Annotated in this window: 26 protein-coding genes; 11 read left to right on the forward strand and 15 right to left on the reverse strand. The window is 42.4% G+C overall.

Going from position 1 to position 19,814, the window contains the following annotated elements:
- Window positions 1–3 precede the first annotated feature (3 nt).
- Window positions 4–1,356 (forward strand): ATP-binding protein, encoded by a 1,353-nt coding sequence (locus tag ABWV45_RS12435; RefSeq protein WP_353352031.1) that lies wholly within the window; start codon window positions 4–6, stop codon window positions 1,354–1,356.
- On the opposite strand, the gene ABWV45_RS12440 is transcribed toward ABWV45_RS12435, so the two are convergent.
- The gene (locus tag ABWV45_RS12440) at window positions 1,351–2,400 is read right to left on the reverse strand and encodes a patatin-like phospholipase family protein (RefSeq protein ID WP_353352032.1); all 1,050 of its coding nucleotides are present in this window, start codon (window positions 2,398–2,400) and stop codon (window positions 1,351–1,353) included. The genes ABWV45_RS12435 and ABWV45_RS12440 overlap by 6 nt on opposite strands.
- A 185-nt stretch (window positions 2,401–2,585) precedes the next feature.
- Between ABWV45_RS12440 and ABWV45_RS12445 the strand changes: the two genes are divergently transcribed.
- Window positions 2,586–2,792: a hypothetical protein gene (locus tag ABWV45_RS12445; RefSeq protein ID WP_353352033.1), complete on the forward strand. Its 207-nt coding sequence runs from the start codon at window positions 2,586–2,588 to the stop codon at window positions 2,790–2,792.
- 43 nt (window positions 2,793–2,835) lie between these two features.
- Here the strand turns inward: ABWV45_RS12445 and ABWV45_RS12450 are convergent, their stop codons facing one another.
- The 9 genes from ABWV45_RS12450 to ABWV45_RS12490 form a co-directional block, all read right to left on the reverse strand.
- A complete protein-coding gene (locus ABWV45_RS12450; protein ID WP_353352034.1) occupies window positions 2,836–4,320 on the reverse strand; it encodes a methyl-accepting chemotaxis protein in 1,485 nt (494 codons plus the stop codon).
- A 9-nt stretch (window positions 4,321–4,329) separates the two neighbouring features.
- On the reverse strand, window positions 4,330–4,668 hold the full coding sequence (locus ABWV45_RS12455; protein WP_353352035.1) for a DUF6436 domain-containing protein: 339 nt from the start codon (window positions 4,666–4,668) through the stop codon (window positions 4,330–4,332).
- 175 nt (window positions 4,669–4,843) lie between these two features.
- Window positions 4,844–7,060, reverse strand: coding sequence for a CHASE2 domain-containing protein (locus ABWV45_RS12460; RefSeq protein WP_353352036.1), 2,217 nt, complete (start codon window positions 7,058–7,060; stop codon window positions 4,844–4,846).
- Window positions 7,061–7,094: 34 nt separating this feature from the next.
- The gene (locus tag ABWV45_RS12465) at window positions 7,095–7,439 is read right to left on the reverse strand and encodes a hypothetical protein (protein ID WP_353352037.1); all 345 of its coding nucleotides are present in this window, start codon (window positions 7,437–7,439) and stop codon (window positions 7,095–7,097) included.
- 505 nt (window positions 7,440–7,944) lie between these two features.
- A complete protein-coding gene (locus ABWV45_RS12470) occupies window positions 7,945–8,580 on the reverse strand; it encodes a hypothetical protein (RefSeq protein ID WP_353352038.1) in 636 nt (211 codons plus the stop codon).
- Between the two features lie 55 nt (window positions 8,581–8,635).
- Window positions 8,636–9,070: a CBS domain-containing protein gene (locus ABWV45_RS12475; protein ID WP_353352039.1), complete on the reverse strand. Its 435-nt coding sequence runs from the start codon at window positions 9,068–9,070 to the stop codon at window positions 8,636–8,638.
- A gap of 20 nt (window positions 9,071–9,090) precedes the next feature.
- Window positions 9,091–9,345, reverse strand: coding sequence for a DUF4404 family protein (locus ABWV45_RS12480; protein WP_353352040.1), 255 nt, complete (start codon window positions 9,343–9,345; stop codon window positions 9,091–9,093).
- A 137-nt stretch (window positions 9,346–9,482) separates the two neighbouring features.
- Window positions 9,483–9,683, reverse strand: coding sequence for a DUF2788 domain-containing protein (locus ABWV45_RS12485; RefSeq protein ID WP_353352041.1), 201 nt, complete (start codon window positions 9,681–9,683; stop codon window positions 9,483–9,485).
- A gap of 46 nt (window positions 9,684–9,729) precedes the next feature.
- Window positions 9,730–11,211: an AbgT family transporter gene (locus tag ABWV45_RS12490; protein WP_353352042.1), complete on the reverse strand. Its 1,482-nt coding sequence runs from the start codon at window positions 11,209–11,211 to the stop codon at window positions 9,730–9,732.
- Window positions 11,212–11,431: 220 nt separating this feature from the next.
- On the opposite strand from ABWV45_RS12490, the gene ABWV45_RS12495 reads away from it, so the two are divergent.
- Window positions 11,432–11,695 carry a hypothetical protein gene (locus ABWV45_RS12495; RefSeq protein WP_353352043.1) on the forward strand — a complete coding sequence of 88 codons (264 nt, stop codon included), beginning with the start codon at window positions 11,432–11,434 and terminating at the stop codon, window positions 11,693–11,695.
- 92 nt (window positions 11,696–11,787) lie between these two features.
- On the opposite strand, the gene ABWV45_RS12500 is transcribed toward ABWV45_RS12495, so the two are convergent.
- Complete coding sequence (locus tag ABWV45_RS12500) at window positions 11,788–12,501, reverse strand: TetR/AcrR family transcriptional regulator (RefSeq protein ID WP_353352044.1); 714 nt, start codon at window positions 12,499–12,501, stop codon at window positions 11,788–11,790.
- Between the two features lie 231 nt (window positions 12,502–12,732).
- Here ABWV45_RS12500 and ABWV45_RS12505 point away from each other — a divergent pair, with 231 nt between their 5' ends.
- Window positions 12,733–13,182, forward strand: a complete 450-nt coding sequence (locus ABWV45_RS12505; RefSeq protein ID WP_353352045.1) for a hypothetical protein — start codon at window positions 12,733–12,735, stop codon at window positions 13,180–13,182.
- A 41-nt stretch (window positions 13,183–13,223) separates the two neighbouring features.
- Complete coding sequence (locus ABWV45_RS12510) at window positions 13,224–13,979, forward strand: DUF481 domain-containing protein (RefSeq protein ID WP_353352046.1); 756 nt, start codon at window positions 13,224–13,226, stop codon at window positions 13,977–13,979.
- An 88-nt stretch (window positions 13,980–14,067) separates the two neighbouring features.
- Here the strand turns inward: ABWV45_RS12510 and ABWV45_RS12515 are convergent, their stop codons facing one another.
- From ABWV45_RS12515 to ABWV45_RS12525, 3 genes are all read right to left on the reverse strand, one after another.
- Entirely contained in the window at window positions 14,068–14,436 is a 369-nt protein-coding gene (locus ABWV45_RS12515) for a response regulator (RefSeq protein WP_353352047.1), read from the reverse strand.
- Between the two features lie 284 nt (window positions 14,437–14,720).
- Window positions 14,721–15,029: a hypothetical protein gene (locus ABWV45_RS12520; RefSeq protein ID WP_353352048.1), complete on the reverse strand. Its 309-nt coding sequence runs from the start codon at window positions 15,027–15,029 to the stop codon at window positions 14,721–14,723.
- Entirely contained in the window at window positions 15,001–15,456 is a 456-nt protein-coding gene (locus ABWV45_RS12525) for a hypothetical protein (protein WP_353352049.1), read from the reverse strand. The genes ABWV45_RS12520 and ABWV45_RS12525 overlap by 29 nt, the downstream gene beginning before the upstream one ends.
- Before the next feature lie 140 nt (window positions 15,457–15,596).
- Here ABWV45_RS12525 and ABWV45_RS12530 point away from each other — a divergent pair, with 140 nt between their 5' ends.
- The 5 genes from ABWV45_RS12530 to minE all read left to right on the forward strand — a co-directional run bounded on the left by ABWV45_RS12530 (window position 15,597) and on the right by minE (window position 19,061).
- Window positions 15,597–16,496 (forward strand): DUF6685 family protein, encoded by a 900-nt coding sequence (locus ABWV45_RS12530; RefSeq protein WP_353352050.1) that lies wholly within the window; start codon window positions 15,597–15,599, stop codon window positions 16,494–16,496.
- A gap of 61 nt (window positions 16,497–16,557) precedes the next feature.
- Window positions 16,558–17,202 carry a HopJ type III effector protein gene (locus tag ABWV45_RS12535; protein WP_353352051.1) on the forward strand — a complete coding sequence of 215 codons (645 nt, stop codon included), beginning with the start codon at window positions 16,558–16,560 and terminating at the stop codon, window positions 17,200–17,202.
- A gap of 65 nt (window positions 17,203–17,267) precedes the next feature.
- A complete protein-coding gene (minC, locus tag ABWV45_RS12540) occupies window positions 17,268–17,942 on the forward strand; it encodes a septum site-determining protein MinC (protein WP_353352052.1) in 675 nt (224 codons plus the stop codon).
- Window positions 17,943–18,004: 62 nt separating this feature from the next.
- Window positions 18,005–18,811, forward strand: coding sequence for a septum site-determining protein MinD (minD, locus tag ABWV45_RS12545; protein WP_353352053.1), 807 nt, complete (start codon window positions 18,005–18,007; stop codon window positions 18,809–18,811).
- 1 nt (window position 18,812) lies between these two features.
- The gene (gene minE, locus ABWV45_RS12550; protein ID WP_353352054.1) at window positions 18,813–19,061 is read left to right on the forward strand and encodes a cell division topological specificity factor MinE; all 249 of its coding nucleotides are present in this window, start codon (window positions 18,813–18,815) and stop codon (window positions 19,059–19,061) included.
- Window positions 19,062–19,124: 63 nt separating this feature from the next.
- Here the strand turns inward: minE and ABWV45_RS12555 are convergent, their stop codons facing one another.
- Entirely contained in the window at window positions 19,125–19,412 is a 288-nt protein-coding gene (locus ABWV45_RS12555; protein ID WP_353352055.1) for a hypothetical protein, read from the reverse strand.
- Window positions 19,413–19,536: 124 nt separating this feature from the next.
- Between ABWV45_RS12555 and ABWV45_RS12560 the strand changes: the two genes are divergently transcribed.
- On the forward strand, window positions 19,537–19,803 hold the full coding sequence (locus tag ABWV45_RS12560) for a peptidylprolyl isomerase (RefSeq protein WP_353352056.1): 267 nt from the start codon (window positions 19,537–19,539) through the stop codon (window positions 19,801–19,803).
- The last annotated feature ends 11 nt before the right edge of the window (window positions 19,804–19,814 follow it).

Below are 19,814 nucleotides of genomic sequence, written 5' to 3' on the forward strand. Positions count from 1 at the left end.
CTTATGTTTGGATTAACGGGGCGCATACTTTTTAGCTTTTGGCTTACTTTGATTTTAGTTGTCATTGCAATGGTCATCATCTTTATCAGCCAAAACGATGATGAACACGAGCCACATGAATTCCCTCCTATTAAAATTGCTCAAACCCTCACACTCAAACTACTGAGTGACGAATATATTGACGTTCAGTCTTGGTTTGCAATTCAGAAGGATCGAGAAATCAAGCGTCTATTTGTTATTAATCATGGCCAAGAAATACTTAAACGATCATTACCGCCGGCATTGGCTAAGATCAATAAAAATCTATCGTCTACCAGTCCGTTCATTCATAAAGTTCGCAGAGGTTTTGTATTTGTAGGTCGCCAGCTTTTATTACCAAGTGGAAAAACAGTTAATATCTTAGTAAAAAGCCCCCATAATAAACCACCACTTCACCATGTTATTGCAGACCAATGGCTAGGGTTTGTTATCTCAGCTTGTTTAATTAGCGGGCTTATCAGTTATCTCTTAGCCCTTTACATAATGAAGCCCATCTCTCATTTACGGCAAGCAACTCAGAAGCTATCAGCGGGAGACCTATCTATCCGTGTGCAGGATGATATTAAATCTGGAAGGGGGGAAATGTCATTACTGGCTCAAGACTTTGATGACATGGCAGATAAGCTGGATAGAACCATGTCATCTCATAAACATTTGATTCAAGATATTAGTCATGAACTACGCAGTCCAGTGGCTCGGCTTCAACTAGCATTAGAGTTATGCAAGAAACGACTTAAAATTCCTGATGATCAAGTTGACATGATGCGCATTGAAAAAGAATGTAATCAACTTAATACCATTATTAATACATTGCTAAATTTACCCGCTTATGAACTCGATCCGTCACTGGCATTGCAGGATACTATCGATATTAATCAACTGCTCAAGTCCATTTGTCATGATTTGAGCTTTACCCATAAAGACAAACCTATTGAGCTCGTCATCCAGCATGAAACGGGGCCTAATATATCTGGCAATACACAATTATTACGCAGTGCTTTAGAAAACATCCTTAAAAATGCTCAGTACTATCATCAAGGCGATCAACACATTAAGGTGACTTCAGAGATAAATAACAACGCCTTAATAATCACATGCCTAGACAACGGGCCAGGGGTAGACACAGATAAGCTAGAAGAAATCTTTAAACCGTTTTATCGAATCAGCCAAGCACGGGAAAGAAGCAGCGGTGGACACGGATTGGGTCTAGCGATTAGCAAACGTGCTATTGAATTGCACCGTGGCAATATACAAGCCACTCATAATACACCTCAAGGGCTCTGTGTGATGGTTACACTGCCCTTAAATAACTTATAGAATCACTTCTATTGGTTTCACTGCACTGGCAAATTGATCTTTATGCCATTTTTGATGGAAATCAGCCACTAAGCGATCTGTTGCTGAAAGTACATTCTGCCAGTACGACTCCCGTTGTATGTCGTCCATTTTAATAAAGTCTTTACGATCGGGAATTTTTCCGTAAGGAAGCGAATCTATAAATTTCTGACTTGGGACAACCATGACCACGTTTTCATAATTTTTCGCTTTTGCACGACGCCATGGAATGGCTTTATCAAACCAGCCCGGCACCACTTTAGGTGAGAAATGAGGATAAAAAACTAACCCCTTTTGAGCATTAAAAGGACCGGCAAAATGATAATCCACCATGCCACCATCCCAATGCCAACGATCTTTACCGCCAGCCACTTTGATAGGCTCTAAAGCCATAGGAATAGCTCCAGATGCCACTAGCGCCCCATGAAGATTATGTACACCTAGCTCAATAATTTCTGGACGCTCATGATATGGTGCATGACTACCACCCTGTGAGATTAATACTCGCGGGTATAGAGCTTCGACCACTTTACTCGACAATAAGTTACCAGTAGCGGCGGTTAACAAACCCAATGTTTGGCTCACGTTACTGCGCCCATTCATCAAAAAACGATTACGCACAGCCACCACATGTAAACGGCGCTTTTCATTAGTAACAATAAATTCAGATTGCTCGTCATCAAATATGGTATCAAGAACTAAATTGACGAACTCAGTGATTTCTTGAGGATTCAACGTTTCATAACGTTGATGCATGTATATGGATTCAAAGGCCTTAAATGCGGCTAATGGATCTTTTTGGGCGTAGCAAGCCATACGCCAAGAACCGATACTAGAGCCGACTAAATCAATAGATTGAGTTGCTTTAGGTAAAAAATGCTCTGCTAAGTACTGATCTAAACGGGAAAGGATTAACCATTTAGGGCCACCACTGGCTCCTACCATTAATTCAATATCTTGAGGCTGTAAACCTTTGTTTTGTATGTGATGAAGAGCTTTAGCTCCAGCCAGGATTTCAATGGTCATAGCGGTATCTATTTCTAAGTCAGATTACATATTGCCTATTTAAAATTGTCAGGCAATCAATATGATCTGAAACACTGTGTATTAAAAACGAATTCAACCATATTAAGCACAAAAAAACAGTAAAGTCTTGCGGGTATTGTCCGATAACAATACTAAGGCCATCACCTTTAAGCAGGAGCATTAAAATGTATACAGGGAAAAGCTATCAATTTACCACCGCCATCGAACAACAGGCGTTTCATGAAGGCCTAAAGGCTACTTTCACCACAAAAAACCCGTATTGCATCTCGCAAAGCCCTCATGCAGCAAGAGCTTGGAGTCGAGGCAATCAATTGGGCTTTAGGCTTTCTGCCCGTTTAGGTGTGCAATACTTAAATGCCGTGAAATTTTGATTTCAAACTAAAAGCCCAATCATTGGGCTTTTTATGCTTTTCACTAGCTCTTAAACACTTTTATATTATCTTTCATTTTAACAGCCACTTCTCGAACCGAGTCTGCAGCCGCTTTTACACCTAGTAATTGCTCGGTATTAGATTGACTTAGTATTTGCATTTCGCTCGCACTTTTCGTCATATTGTGCATCACATCCTCTTGGTCTGAGGTTGCTTGAGCGATGGATTGATTTTTTTGCAAAATAATTTTCATGGCCGAAACCACTTGTTTTAATTCCGCACTCGTCGACTCGGTATCCTCTATACATTGTTCCATAGTCTGCTGACTACTGGACATAGTATCGACGGTTTCTTTACTGGTTTGCTGAAGTTTCTCGATCATCGTTTGAATTTCTTGCGTGCTATTTTGTGTTCGCGAAGCAAGTGAACGAACCTCGTCAGCTACTACTGCAAAACCACGACCTTGCTCACCAGCCCGAGCAGCCTCAATGGCCGCATTTAAAGCGAGTAAATTGGTCTGCTCAGCAATACCGCGAATAACGTCCAATACCGAACCAATGTTTTCACTGTCTTTAGCCAGGTCAGCAATGGTTGTCATAGAATGATTAATCTGCCCACCCAATAACTTCATATTTTGCTTGGAACGCTCGCTTTTTTGATTACAGCTTTCAAGACTGACTTGAGCCTCACTCGAACTTTTCAAGACTTCTTCGGCATTATGAGTAATGGTTTGTATCGCATCAGATAAATCGGTGACAGCTTGCACTATGGCCTGTGAATCGGAATGTTGCTGCTTCAGTTGATGTGAGTTTTTCCCCATAAGGTCGGTTAAGTTAAAACTGTCTTGATCCAAAGTCCCGCCATAGGTATCGATATTTTTCACAACACGCTGTATTTGATCAATAAAACTATTAAACGTTTTACTAACAGGTCGATCTGACATACAACGGTAGTCAAGATGCAATGCATCGTCTTGATTAATTTTTGAAACCGTGTCAAGTAAATCAAACGTTGCCACTTCTCTGGCATACATGTTTTTAGACATAACCACTAAAATAACAGCTTCTACAATCAAGTAACCGGCATGTAAGAAAATCACTCCCCAACTTTGACCTGCATCTTCCAAAACATAAACAGGGCTTCCCAATTGCTGAGCATAAAACAAGCCTATGTGATGTACGGCAACTAAACCCGCCGCCGCAATGATTGGTTTCCAATCATGGTAATAAAGCAGTAATGCTAAAAACGCAAAAAAACCAAAATGCATCTCAATCATGCCGTGAGCCTGATTCACATGCAGCGCTGTTAATACCATTAATGCAAGCCCCATAAATATTCGAGTCAAGACCTGCCCTGGAAATTGCTTAACCAATAAATACGCCACTGCAGATGTACCAAGGCCTATAACAATCGCTTGCCCCCATGTGTTATGCCATGTTGCCAACCCTAAACTGTATGCTGATGCCAAACACACCACATACAACATGGTTTTATCCGCTTTTTTGTAGTGTTCATCTAATAATGTCATTTACCACTCCTACAAAGCACAAAAGCACCCATAACCTTGTGTGTTTAGCCAGCTTGGATTAACCCCATCCGCCAACTTATTAAACACCAAATCAATAAAATCGAGTCCGGCTCCGCATGTCATCCCACTGCTGTAAGGGCCAAAATATGCAAACTCTCCATCTTCATCCCAAATGGCGACGGCAGGGGTTGCTGGTATATTAACGCGTAATCGAGTTTGTTCAGCCGGATTGATATTAACTTGATGACTGCTGTCTAGCATGTGCTCTAATTTATCTACATGGGCAACTCGATAAGACTCACACGGACAACTAGCATCAGTAAAATGCACGACAAGTTTCTGATTCATACCATGTTTCATAAGTATAGGATAAAGATCAGCAACTGCTTGTGAATCAAACTGAATAAGTTGTTTTGGATACGCTCCCCAATAACGCCACTCAAACCACCAAAAGGCGCAAGCACTCAAAATCAGCCAAGCGCCTATAATGGAGGAAAGGAGAAAAACAGAGGGTTTAGGGGTGTTATTTACTGGTGTGCCTGAAGGTGCCATCCCAATCATCCGCTAAAGTTTGCTCAGTCAGATCAGCTATGCGTTCAATGTACACTTGATAAAGTTTAAGAGGATTTTGTTCATATAGGTGACTAAACGCAGCACTGGCCTTAACCCAATCTTGTTTTAAGTATAGCGAATATGCTTGATCGTATTGTTGGATTTCATCCAATGTGGATTGTTCAACCTCCCCCTCAACTCCCAAAGGTTCGTATACTCTAATGGCTTCTTCTTTTCCTTTAACCTGTATGCGATCAACAAAACGGCAAACAAAACCCGTGATGTTGTCATAGGTATCTTCGCCAATTAATATTTTAGCCCCATAAAACTTTGTGATGCTTTCTAAGCGTGAACCCAAATTTACCGCATCTCCCAAAACAGTATAAGAACGGCGATAGTTTGATCCCATGTCGCCCACATTCATAAGACCTGTGTTCACCCCCACACCGATATTCACCTCAGGTAAGCCCTGCTCTTTAAATTCTGCTTTTAAATCTTCAGTAATTCTTTGCATATTCAACGCCGCCAACACGGCGTTCTCACGATGCTTGTCATCGTCAATAGGTGCCCCCCAAAACGCCATAACCATGTCACCTACGTATTTGTCTATGGTGCCATTTCGGTCAAATATTTCTTTAGTAATAGGGGTGAAATAACTATTTAGCATATGCTTTAATTCTTGTGCATTAAGGGTTTCGCTGATATTGGTAAAGCTGCGAATATCACTAAACAATACAGTTAACTCTTTACTCTCACCTGAAAAACTATAGGAATCTGGGTCTGATAACATTTTATCAATATGCGCAGGTGGCACATATTGATCGAACATACCTTTGAGCATACGCTTGCTTGCACTCTCTTTTAAAAAGCCATCAGTAATAAATGTGGCCGTTAAAAATAACGTAAGCATCACCGCCCCAGCCATAGGCAAATCCAAACCTAGCGACCACAAATAACCGTTAAATAAAATCACGCAAACAATAATGGTCGAGCCACCAACCAACATAAACGTCGGCCCTAACTTTGGCAGTAACACAATCATCAATACCGCAATTAATATTAACTGTAAGAAAACCGCACCTGCCTGCCACTCTGGTTTTTGTGGAAAACCTCCGCTTAATAAGGCATCTAAAATATTGGCATGTACTTCAACACCCGGGTATTGAGGCCCCATGGGAGTACTTCTTAAATCCGCTAAGCCAATGGCTGATGCGCCGACAAACACCACAGCACCATCTAACACGCCCGGCTCAAGGTTACCGCGCAATACATCGGTTGCTGAATAATAGGGATAGCTAAACGCGGGCCCTTGATATGGCACAGAGACAAATCCAGCAGGGCTGGTCGGAGCAGGCTTTTCACTCACAGCCACATGGGTGAGCGCTAACACATCCCCCACTTCCACCACACTGGGTTCAATAGAATCTATAAATAAATAACGCATAGCGGCACTTAATGCCAAAGAGGGGTACAGTTGATCACCATGACGAATTAATAACGGTGCCCGTCGAACCGTGCCGTCAAAATCAGGAAACATAGTGACGAACCCACCGCCACCTGCATGTGATTGCAGGCTCGGTATATTGGCGGTGTAACCCGGACGCTGTGTAACCACTAACTTATTTTGCCACTCTTGTGGAACACTAAAAACCGAAGGTGGTAGCTGACCATTTTGGTAGGCTTCTTCGTCTTGAAAGAAAAAACCTAACACCACGTCATTTTGCCCCATCGCTTTAGCCATCACGGCATCAGCGTCGGCTAATTGAGATATTTCTTGCCACTTAGCGGTATCTATGGATTGCAGCCAGTCAGCTGGGACAGTTTGATTAATTCGCTCAACAGGGTTCGTTTCTTTTTCGCTAAACACCACATCGAATGCAATGATAATCGCTCCAGCCTCTCCCAAACGTTCAATTAGATGGGCGACTTTTTGTCTACTCCATGGGAAACGTCCTTCGTTAACAATGGACTGCTCGTCAATATCAATAATGGCAATTTTATGATCACTGCTTTCGCGTTTAGTAATAGGTAAAAAGAGATTAAAGCGAATATCGTATAATAAATATTCGATACGCGTAAAAACAGATGCTGAACTACCTTGGCTTAAGGCAGCCCAAATAATGACAGCAGAGATCACTGCTGCAAGAAAACGTGTTCCATAACTGGAGATAGCTTTTGATATGACCATAGCTGTTAAGCATAGCCGTTTTCATGCAAAAGCGTTAGGCCACAACTTGTCCTCGATAAATGCGTTTGGGCCGTGTATCTCTGCGAGCAGCAGGAATGGGGTCAGGCATTACTTGCCCCCTGTATACTCGCTTACCGCTAGCGGTAGGTTTGTCATCCATCTGAGCAGCAGAGCGAGGCATTAAGTCAATGCCCATCATATCCTCTAGGTCAGCAAAAAGCAGTTGCGTTCGCTGATCATGGCTTTTACTAACATACTCTAATATGTTTTGCACAATATCAGCCTGACTTAGCCTAAGCTCTACACCGAACTCACTACGAAGCCGTTTTCGAAGCTGCTGCATGATATCAATCATGTCTTTACTTAAGTTAGGAATCATAATTTCTCGTTGAGTAGATGTTTCAGTATTAAGGCTATGAGCAAAGCGCGTACCAATAGATCAAAACGAAATAAAATAGCTCCATTCTTTGTAAGGCCTTATTCCTATTGATGTTATTAATTATTCAGTTTTAAGCATTTTCAAAACAACCCAAAAAAAAGCACCAAATCAAATCATAATGAAAATTATGCGCACCATTTGAAACCATTAAAATATGAGGCATAAAACCTACTTTGATTGGTATTTAATCAAATTCATCTATTTACTTAAAAAGTGATCTTAACTTGGGCGTGAAGGGGACAATTTTAGGCACTTTTAAGAATTTAATAACTTGGCAAGGAACCTGCAATATTGATATTAGGCGAGGTAATCATACTCGCATAGCGTAGATTCGTGTCATTAGACTCAGTTTATATCGGGGCCAATTAATCTTGCACGGATTAATTTGATTTAACTGAATGAATCTACGCTTTTTTTTGCCTACCAAAAACTAACTGGCCGATGCCTAACGATTTAATAACTCCCCTGTTTGATCAAATTGCACAATACGTTTAATGGCAAATTCGATCTCAGGTTTCATCAATGTTTCTTTGTTTAAATATTCGTTTAAGTCTTTAATAAATAACTCATCCGTCCATTCATCTCTTGGACGAGAACGCACAAAATCTGAATAAATTCGATGCCCTAAACTTTGTATTAATTGTTTATTTAATTGCTCCATTAGATAAACATGCACAGACAAGTCAATTTGTTGTTTCACTTTATCAATTTTAACTTGCTGGAACTCCGCCAAACGTAACTGAGCTAAAAGTAAATCACGCCACTGAAGCTTTTTAGTAATACTGGTCTCGTTATCTTGGCTACTGGACTGGCTCAGTAATTGTAACGTCATGTCCAACTGAACCTGAGTTAATTGCCCTATCACGTCTTTTTGTTTTTTCATTTGTGATTGCAGCTGCTTATCTTGATCTAAGTGCAGGTAATAAATCTTATCTAAACTTAATAAGGCGTAATCAAATATCGTTAGCAATGCAACTAAAGCAGCGAAAACCACTGAGGTGATTTTTTTTGTATGCAACAAGACGGTTAATAAGGCCAATAAGCCAATGCTGAACAGCAAAATGAAAAGGGTGATAGCCATGGTGGGTTCACTCATTGTCAGAAAGCAAACACACTAACAATGGCAAAGAGTTAGATCAAGCGACGCTGTCACCGCCTCCGGGGAAAAACTCATCTTTTAATGCTTCACTATAGGCATGACAAGCATCGGAAGCGGTAAATACGCCCGCCAATTTATCATGGCGGGTTACCAGTACACAATCTGAGTGGGTTTCACTCATATAATCCAATACTTCAATTAATGAAGTCTGAAGATCAACGATATAACATTCGCTAGGACATAAATCCGCCACATTAAGCTCATCAAAATCCGTATGGGTGTGCCCCGGCAACTCAGTACGTTGCAGTTCACTCTTAGATAGTACACCTAACGTTCCGTCTGCGAATTTCACCGGTAGATGACCGACTCTGTGTTCTTTCATCATGGCTTTTGCTTGTGCCATGGTGGCGCTTTCGGCAATGGAAAACGGAAAAGCCGTCATCACTTCCTTAACCCTTGGCATGCGTTTCATGTGATCACTCCCTGTTAAGGTTAAATACCCATTTTCCCAAGTGCATCCATAATATCCCTCAATACAGCCGAAGCACTAGGGTATTGTGAGTCAAACTCAATGGCCTGCTGCTCAATGCGCCCAGATAAGCTCTCATCCGGCTCACCTGTATCCAAAGCCGCCTTAATGTCTCCATCAAGCTGGGCAAGCAGTTCACGGCTTTCATCGTCTAACTCGCGAATATCCGAAACAGCTTGCTTAAGCTGAGTCAGCTTGTTTTTAAGTTCTTGCTGCATAGATCGACTCCTAGTCAAAGGGGATATTCATATACTGCCACTGTAACAATATAGATCAACTAAACTAACAAGCACGGGAAATAAAGACTTAAACACAAAGAAACATGCCAGTGAGCACTGGCATGAGAAATAACAGGCTATATGCCCATCGTGAGTTTTAATACCCCTTTAATGATAAAACCAAGCATCCCCAGCCCCAAAGCAAAGAACAAAACAGCCATACCAAATTTACCGGCATTTGAGCGCTTAGCAAGATCGTAAATAATGAACATCATAAAGCCGATTAGTGCGGCCAAGCCAATATAAAACGCGGCATCTTCAAACTGATCAAAAGTCATATGTGGGCTCACTTTAAGATTGGGCGCATTATAACCAATTTTGAATTTATTTCGAGTCACTCGGCCCTAAAGGCCAGTCAAATCCGTACCATAAAACCAATAAGCTGCCCCAGATCAAAAAAAGTGCCACTGCATACGGCAACATAATGGTCAGCAATCGTCCAACAGATAAGTGCTTCTCATATTTTAGGCCGTAAGCCAGTACCAATGGGAAATACGGCATTAACGGAGTAATGATATTAGTACTACTATCCGCCACACGATAAGCCCCTTGCACCGCTGGCGCTTCTACCCCTAATATATAAAAAGCCGGAATCACAACCGGTGCCAGCAAGCCCCACTTAGCAGACGCACTACCAATAAATAAATTTAAAACCGCACTAAAGACCATTAACGCCACTAACGCAAACGTGCCTGAAATTGCAAAATCTTGCAGTACCCCTGCAAGATGAATCGCCAGCACAATGCCTAACTCACTCCACTTAAACCATGCAATAAACTGGGCTACTACAAACATCAGCACCAAATATGGGGCTATGTCTTTAATGCCCTGCTCTAAGGTTTCAACCCATGTTTGCCAATTGGCAAAGCGCCGATTCTCTAAGCCATAAACCGTGGCTAATACCGCTACGCTTAAGGCAATCATCACCACCAACGAGGCCATAAACGGACCTTTTAGCAATCCTCCTTGCTCATTTCTTAAAATTGCATCACTGGGTAAAGTTAACACCAACCAAGCGGCCACAATACAAATCAAGGTGCCATAAAACCATTTTCCAAAATGGCTTGCTGTTTGAGTGTCTGCACTCACAAAAGACAACTGCGAGATAGGTGAGGTTTTTAGTAAATACGGTTCAACCCAAAATCGGTTTACTGATACACACACCAGCACCACCAAAAACACACTGACCACCATAAAATAATAATTGGCCAAAATACTAACAGGCTGCTCTGTCACCAAAGATAACGCCTCGCTGCTAATACCAGATAACATTGCGTCCACAGGGCCGACCAATAAATTGGCACTAAATCCACCAGAAACACAGGCAAACCCCAAGGCTAAACCCGCTAATGGGTGGCGACCCGCGGCTAAAAATACAGCCGCACATAATGGCAGCAGCACCACATAGCCAGAATCCACTGCAATACTGGACATGACACCTAAAAATGCCACTGCAATCGCAAGCAAACTGGCAGGGGTATTTAGAGTTAACTTTGCAATAAGAGCTGGAAGCAAGCCACTGCGCTCAGCCAATGAAAACGCCAGTGCCATAATTACCACAGGGCCCACCGGTGCAAACCCCATAAAGTTTTTCACCATAGAGCTAAATATAAAAATCAGCCCTTGCTCACTGGCTAGACTTTTTACCGTTAACCAATCTCCTGTGGTTGGGTGCTGTGCTTGCCAATTCTGTAACTGCCCCAGTGCACTCACACCAAAGACAATCACGCACAAATACACAAATAACGCCATAGGATGTGGAAGACGATTTGCGACACGCTCCACATTTTGTAAAAAATGACTCATACCACCCTCAGTCTTTATTCTTATTTAAACAATTTGCTTTCAAATTGGCGGTTTCAAGCCAAGCCCATAAAAGTTGTTATTTTTCAAATGCTTACCCTGAAAAAATAAACCCACAGCACACTTTAAAACATCAATTCATTTATTTTCGATACTTTGGTACTAGAAATACAAACTTTTATAACTAAAATGGCGCCCGTATCTCATTTATTAGGAGCGAACAATGGCGCTGATACAAGCATCCCCCAGCCAAGTCACCCACAGTAAAAGTGCAAGCTTGGCCACAATACTACCAGCAAATACCCCAATGCCTATTTGTTGTGATCAATGTGATCATGAACAAACTTATACAATGACGCAATTGCGCAAGCTACCAACACTTTCTTGTAAAGCATGTGGCGACTCACGAGCATTTAGCCATTTTGAACTAACAGTGGTTGAAAAAACCTTAAACGAACTGGGTTATTACTTACAAAAAACTGCATAACCCAGCCTAGTACACAAGATATCGCACTAATAAAAATAATAGATACAAAAAAAGGAGGCCTTAGGGCCTCCTTTTTTGTGGAGCTCACAAATTTAGTCTTTTTCGGGTACTTCAATTTTCAAGATTAAAGACACCTGACGTTCTAATAAATCACGCTGTGCTTTATAGCTCAGCTGATCTTCCGTCATCAATAAAATTTCATATTCCACACGGCTTAATGTGCTGATTAAAATTTTAGCATCTTCTTTAGGATGTGAGCTGTGTACAAGATTCAAAAAATCAATCAGCTTTTGCTCCATGGCTTGAGCGTGTTGATTAGCTAAGCCACGCAGGTTTGGATTTAGCAAAGCCTCATAGCGGAAAGCTTGATCAGCAACCGCCATTTCACGAGAGTGAGTGGTTTTTTCTAACACATAGGCTAAAAGTTGATCCACCATTACTTCAATCAGTTTTGGCCCAGTGGTTAATTCCGCCAGCTTTTTACCATCGGCATTTTCAAGAGGCTCATACATTTTACGAGTAAATACACTAACAATGGACTGGGCTTTTTCAGCGTACAGCATGAAGGTATCACTGATCAGCTCTTGAATATCTTTAAAATAGTATGTAGTTGCAGCCAGCGGGACATTCGCTTCTTTGGCCACACTGCGGTGACGAATAGCACGTACCCCTTCGTTTACCACGATTCGCAAAGATGCTTCTAAAATAGCACGACGGCGTTGTTCGCTTCTGGCACGGGATGTTTTACGCCCTCTATATTGAATAGGCGCAGCTTGATTATATGAAACCTTTTCTAGTGCGGTCATATACGGATTCCTAATGTAGCGTTATATATATTGTTATTATTTTTATTTTTTAGTTTTGGTGAGCGCGTACTAGATTACTGATTACAACGGCAAAATCAATTGCAAAAAAGGGCAAGTGCTTGCCTTTTTTAGAGTACTAACTCCATTTTAAACCTGCAAATTCAACTACTTGCATAGTTGGCTTAGTTCTTGATTAGTCATACTCATATTATTCTTTTTTGGTCAGCAAACATGATGGATATTCTTGGTTTTCCAAAGCGCATGATGCAGCAATTTGAACAAATGGCGCACACTGAAAAAGCCAGCGCCGTTTCAAACAAGCCGATTAAAACACCCGCCGTGGATATGGCCCTGTCTTCCATGAGTGAACGAATTGACTATCTATCTCAGCAGTTTGATGTAAAAGAATTGCCCGTGCAGGACTTAATGCCATTACAACAAAGCCTAAAAGACGCATTATTGATCCAACCTCATCAAGTACGGGCACAAGGCTTATTAACTCAACTGGCCTATCAACACCAACAAACCGGCCCCATGAACGTGGAGGCGGCACTGGAAACCCACTTGAGCACCCTAAAGGACAAACCCGCGGTCTTAGATGATTACAAAGAAAGTCAGCACATGCTCAACATCATTCGCAATCTAGCCAGTGCTCGTGAGCAATCCATGCACGCCGCATAAACTATGTTAAACTTACAGCTTAAGTTTTATGAATATAATTTATGATGCTACTTAGAATACTTGCCCTGCTGTTACTCACTAACAGTGCCTATGCCATCACCAACATTGAAAGCCAACGCTTAAAAAGTAGTGAGCCTGGCACTTCTGGCAACATCAGCTTTACCCTTGATGGGGAACTGGGCGAAAGCGATGGATTTACCCTTGGCTCTTCTATGACGCTTATACGCTCATACATTAAAGACGAATGGATTGTGCTATTTAATCGCGAATACTCTGAAGAAGAAGGGGAAGTCTATTCTGACGAAACCTTAATCCACCTTCGACACCTTACCAAGCATACAGATCACTGGGGACACGAGATATACACCCAATATGAAGAAGATCTATTCACTGATTTACGCAGCCGTTCATTGATTGGTGCCGGTGCTCGATACACCTTAAACTCAGACCTTACACTAAAAACAGCCAACCACTTTGGCTTAGGGTTATTCTATGAAAATGAGGAATACGCTCGCACCATTACCGAAGACAACGAAGAGAATATACGCTTAAATATTTATTGGACGTACCGCAACAACGTAACCGAAAACACCACCTACACCAGTACGCTTTACTACCAACCAGATGTGGCTGCATTGAATGATACCAAAGGCCTTTGGCAAAATGCTGTCACTATCAGCGTAACCTCAACCATCAGCTTGCGTTTAAAGTGGGATCTAACCCATGATAACCACGCGCCAAACGGCAACAGCGAAACCGATTTAAGCTACAACAGCATTATTATTTATAATTTTTAAACTTACTTTTAATTTGGCAAGTTCTGAGAATGTAGAGTGGAGTAATCCACTCTACATCACTGCGGGAAAGATACTTAAATATGAAAAGTTATGCAGTGGCTAATAATCGATCAATGGTCGCCTTTAAGTGATCATCATCCGCAGGCTTAATTAGGTAATCGCTCGCACCTTGACGCTTACCCCACATGATATCGGTTTCTTGATCTTTTGATGTCACGATTACAACCGGAATATGCTTAGTGCTTTCGCTTTTAGTGATTTTACGAGTAGCCTGAAAGCCATTCATATTCGGCATCACCACATCCATTAAGATGATATCAGGAAGCAATTCTGTGGCTTTTTCCACACCTTGTAGGCCATCTTCTGCCCAGTGTACGGTGTGCCCTTGTTTCTCTAGAAGTCGTTTATGACCTTCCATCATAGTAGCGGAATCGTCCACAATCAGTACTGTTGCCATGTTGCCTCTGTTTTTATAGTTAATGTTATGAGGAGTTTTGGGCTAAAACCCAATGACATCTGGCCAGTCTATCCCGCTAGCATGGGTTTCGTCTACTTACCAATTGGTCAAGTATGCAACCGTGTTATAGCATGCTCATTTGCAATCGATACGCAGATATCTCATTTGCCCAGCTAAGTCACATATATACTGAACAAATGACGAGCATCCCAACTCAACTTAGCCATATTTAAATGTCAGATTTCATCCGTGCATTATGCCGCAAAATACGCCAAGAAAGTATATTAACCGCAATATAACTTATTAATATATACCCAAAATGCAAAACTTAAACAGCTTATACCTAGAATACTCAGAACTAAAAAAGCGCCATACTGCTGCAAAAAAGAAGGCTTAGGTTGAGCCGCCAGCAATAACTCTCGCTGAGCTTCAAGTAGTAATTGAGTATCTTTACCGGCGTGCTCCATCAAGTGCCAAGCTGCTTCACGCCACGCAGGGTGGGACTTTCCTTCGCGTAAAATCAGAATGGCCTGCTGAATACGAAATCTAGGTTTGTATCCAAACTTAGAAGGTTCGCTGGGGTCGCCACTCATGAAGCGCTATTCCTTGAATTTCTTGCATGGATCGTTGCAAATCAAAACGCCACAAGTTACGAGCCTTAAGCATATCCAACGCATCCACCTGACTATGCTTTAAAATGGCAACAACCTCTGAATCCGTTGTCACTTTAACTACATTAATAGCATCAACCATTTTCAGTAGCTTTAAGCAAAAACATCGGAAATCCTGAGCTGAATTGACATCACCTGTCGGCATGGATTCATGAGAAATATTCAACACTTCCTGTAGTTTTTGCTCAAATTGCTCATACCATAGCTGATAAGCAACCTGCTCCACATTTTGATCACAGTTCCGCTCTGCTTGGGCCAGCGCCTCATCAATAGCCTGAGCCATTTCAAACTGCGTTTTTCCTTTCAAACACATGTACTTAGGTTTGGGTTCATCCTGAGGAGAAGCCATATTTTTCCCCTATACTTTATGAATGGGTTACTTAGTTTTAAAGCAGAGTTCATTAAAGTTGTCGAGTAATTAGCCGATATTACCCTAAAGGAATCGGCTGCCTGCGGCACTTGAAGTAGAATGGAAGATGTATCACACCTATGAGTAATGCCAAATTGCCCGGCCCAGCCGGATCGAAAAAGTCAAAAATAGGCCCTGTGGATATCGAAACATGGGCCAATCTGTTGCTACAGAAGATGTTCCCTGTTTGGTATTGTGTACGCTATGTTTCTGAAATGCCCATGGAAATGCTGGGTGACATCAACCCTAAAAGCTTTCTAGCCCATCGCTGGCTATCTGTGGCTGATACCAATAATGCCGCCGCTGACTCCCTTGAGAAAGCAGGGCCTCAATGGAAGGATCTAAGCCAGCTATTACGAAAAATCTACAGAACAAAGCGCTTTAAACGCTATCTCTCCATGAAAAATATCACCGCAGTAAAATCCAGCATTATTGACTATGATTATGGCGATATTTTGGAATACTCCGAAAACGAATGTAAAGACATACCCAAGCACCACGCTGAGCATTACGACCAACTGACCGCCGAAGTGTTTGGCGATAAATCCATGCACCACCCTTTCGCCTACCGAGAATGGGATGGCCGCTACTATTACTGCAATGAAGAAGAGCCTAGGAAATTTGCATCATTGCTCCAGCACTGCCGAGACAAAGGCCGAGACTTAACCGTTAAAGCCGATATCGAAATCCAGCATGTGGATATGCGTACCGTTGAAATCATGCGCAGTCGTTATTGGTTGCTTCTGATGAAGCGTGAAACAGCCTACCAAGTGGCCTATTTAATTCGAGCCGCTAGAATACCCTGCCAAATGGCTGAGTTTGAATCTCGCCGTAGTGACTTAATCTTTTTGGTCCTAAAGAAAACCGATTACCGCACAGCCCAAATTGTCGAAGCTATGTTTCGTCGCCATTTCCCCCGAGGACTCATCGAATGGGGGCGCTATCTTTGCACTCACCAAGTACCTTTTCGTAATCGTTAATTTGACCCACCAAAACAGCTAAGTACAATAGCTCAACTTTCCAATCGTTAAGTTGAGTACCATGGATAAAAACGCCATCGAAGCCGCGGTTATGCGCCGCTTTTTGAAACACCTAGACACCCGTAAAGATGTGCAAAACATCCAACTAATGACTCTTGCAGGCTTCTGTCGCAACTGCCTAAGCAAATGGTATAAAAGTGCCGCTGAAGACGCAGGCGAAAGCATTGATGATCAAACAGCCCGCCAATGGGCTTACGGCATGAGCTATGAGCAATGGAAAAGCGAATATCAATTAGATACAGCTGAACATGAAATGGCCCTGTTTAATCAGCAACAAGCCCTACAGAAAGACATGAGCGCATTTCGCGAACGTCTAGCCAGCGGTGAGAACCAGTTTAGTGAAACCCTAGCCCTTGTTGATAAATGGTACGAGCTAACCCCGAGCGCCTTTAAAAACGGCCAAGACGAATACACCGTTGACAACCCACAAGGCAAAAACGAAGGTAGCTTAAAGGTTTTTGCTCTGGGTCGATTAAACGGTTTCACCCCTGAACAAGCATTAGCAAGCTTTGGAGAACACTATCGTGATGTCATCGCCACTCCAGAAGGTAATGACCACCAAAACATACGCCAGTTTATGCGCCACGGCTGGGCCGGTATTCAATTCGAAAACGCGCCTCTTCGCCTAAAAGCCGTTGAGGCTTAAGCCACAAAGCAGTAAAGTAAAACGCCAGTGTCATCACTGGCCCATCTACGCGCAAGGAACTCAACATGGACGCGGCGAAACAAAGCACTGCGGCATTTCAACTTAAAGCCAGTTTGCACCCGTTTACGGTTTTACAACTCGACACTCAAGATACATCCGCCATTGTTTCTGATTTACAGCAGCGCCTAGCAAAAGCCCCGCAGTTGTTAAAAAATGCCCCTATTGTCATCGAGCTGCCTAATCAGCCTATTTCTTTGGAATGGAGCGAAGAATTAATTACTGAATTAAAAGTCCTCGGTTTCATCCCAGTGGGCCTTCGCTGTCAACAAGAACAGCACAAAGTAGCTGAGCACCTAAACCTGCCTCTATTTAATGACAGCCCAAAAGCCAATAAAACGAAGCCCCCACAAAGCACACCTGCAAAATTAGTAAAACAAGCGGTACGCAGTGGCCAGCAAGTCATCAACCCTGAAGGTGACTTAGTGGTATTTGGTAACGTAGGCCAAGGGGCCGAAGTATTAGCCAGCGGCAGCATACATATTTACGGCACACTATATGGTCGTGCTTTAGCCGGTATCAACGGCGATACAACTGCCAGCATTACCTGCCAAAAATTAGAAAGTGAGCTATTGGCCATTGCAGGGCAATACCAAGTCAGTGAGGATGTTGCCAACGAGCATCGACAACAGACTTGCCATATATTCTTAAAAGATGAACGCTTGATTATACAAAGCGTTTAATAAATACTCAGTACATAATCAAGACAACGCAGGCTTAATGCCTGCCAAGCGAGCTAGAACACATGTCAAAAATCATCGTAGTCACATCCGGCAAAGGGGGAGTGGGGAAAACCACCACCAGTGCCGCCATTAGTACAGGTCTTGCGCTTAACGGTTACAAAACCGTTGTTATCGATTTTGATGTGGGCTTACGTAATCTAGATTTAATCATGGGCTGCGAACGCCGTGTTGTATATGACTTTGTTAATGTCATCAATGGCGAGTCCAACTTAAAACAAACCCTAATTAAAGATAAGCGCACCGAAAATTTATACGTGCTTCCGGCTTCACAAACTCGTGATAAAGACGCGCTTACCAAAGAAGGAGTTGGCAGAGTCCTTGATGAACTTAAACAAGAGTTTGATTTCATAATTTGCGACAGCCCAGCGGGCATCGAACAAGGGGCTCAAATGGCCCTGTATTTCGCTGACGAAGCCATCATAGTCACCAACCCAGAAGTGAGTTCGGTACGCGACAGCGATCGCATCATTGGTATTTTGCAAAGCAAGAGCCGTAAAGCAGAAAATGGCGAACAAGTAAAAGAACATTTATTGCTTACCCGTTACAACCCCAAGCGAGTTGACGACGGTGAAATGCTAGGGGTTACCGACGTTGAAGAAATTTTAGCGGTTGAACTATTAGGCGTAATCCCTGAATCTCAAGATGTACTCAAAGCCTCTAACCAAGGCACTCCCGTCATACTTGAAAGCACCAGTGATGCAGGACAAGCCTATAACGACGCAGTACAACGCCTTATTGGGAAAGACGTGCCTCATCGGTTCCTCGAAGCCCAAAAGAAAGGGTTTCTAGCACGAGTTTTTGGGGGGTAGCATGGGACTATTAAGCTTTTTTAAAAATGAACAACCTAAAAGCGCATCGGTAGCCAAAGAGCGATTACAGATTCTCGTCGCTCATGAGCGTAACCAGCGCAATGCCCCTGATTACCTTCCCGCTTTGCAAAAAGACATTATGGCGGTGGTGGCTAAATATGTGAGCATCACCGATGAGGAAATTCAGGTCGAAATAGACAGCAATGATAAGCTTTCAGTCTTAGAGTTGAACATTACATTGCCTAATTAATCACAACCCAAAACAAAAAACGCCAGCTTAGCTGGCGTTTTTTATATAAGGCAAATAACACGCTTATGAAAAGCTAGCTGGATCTATCCACTTGCCTAAGGAGCGACGATCAACAATCAAGCCATCAGCATGATCCACAAAGCGAAACACCACCATATCCCCAATCTCAACCCCTAAGTCAGTACTGTCACTCTCATAACGATACTGTTTATCGTCAATCACTAATTGATGGCGAAAATATTCAGGCTTACCTACCCACTCAATGAAAGGACCTTCGCTAGTAAAGGACTGCAATTCACCTTTACCTTGTTGCTTTTGAACCTTGTTGCGACGAAACCCACCTCGAGCCATGTACTCCCCCTGATGATCATGAAACGATACATCCGCCCATAAGGCGGTTTAGCTGACGCATTCTACCTACTTGAGGTCAGTGTTTATAGTCTAGACTGAAAACAATTATATTGGGGGATAAACCATGCAAGCTCGGCATATATTATTAAAAACACCCTTACTGGTTGACCCCATATTAGAATTACTGGAACACGGTTCTGACTTTGCACAGCTAGCCCGTGAGCACAGTGCTTGTCCAAGCGCCGAAAATGATGGCGACTGGGGGCAATTAACTCAAGAAGCCCTACCCACTGAAATTTTAGACGCCCTGAATGAAGCTAATGTTGGTGAGATAATTGGCCCAATTAAAACCCGCCATGGATTACATTTAATTAAACTTGAAAGTGTTTAATGCTTGCCCAT

The organism is Oceaniserpentilla sp. 4NH20-0058, assembly GCF_040371755.1.
GTDB lineage: Bacteria > Pseudomonadota > Gammaproteobacteria > Pseudomonadales > Oceanobacteraceae > Bermanella.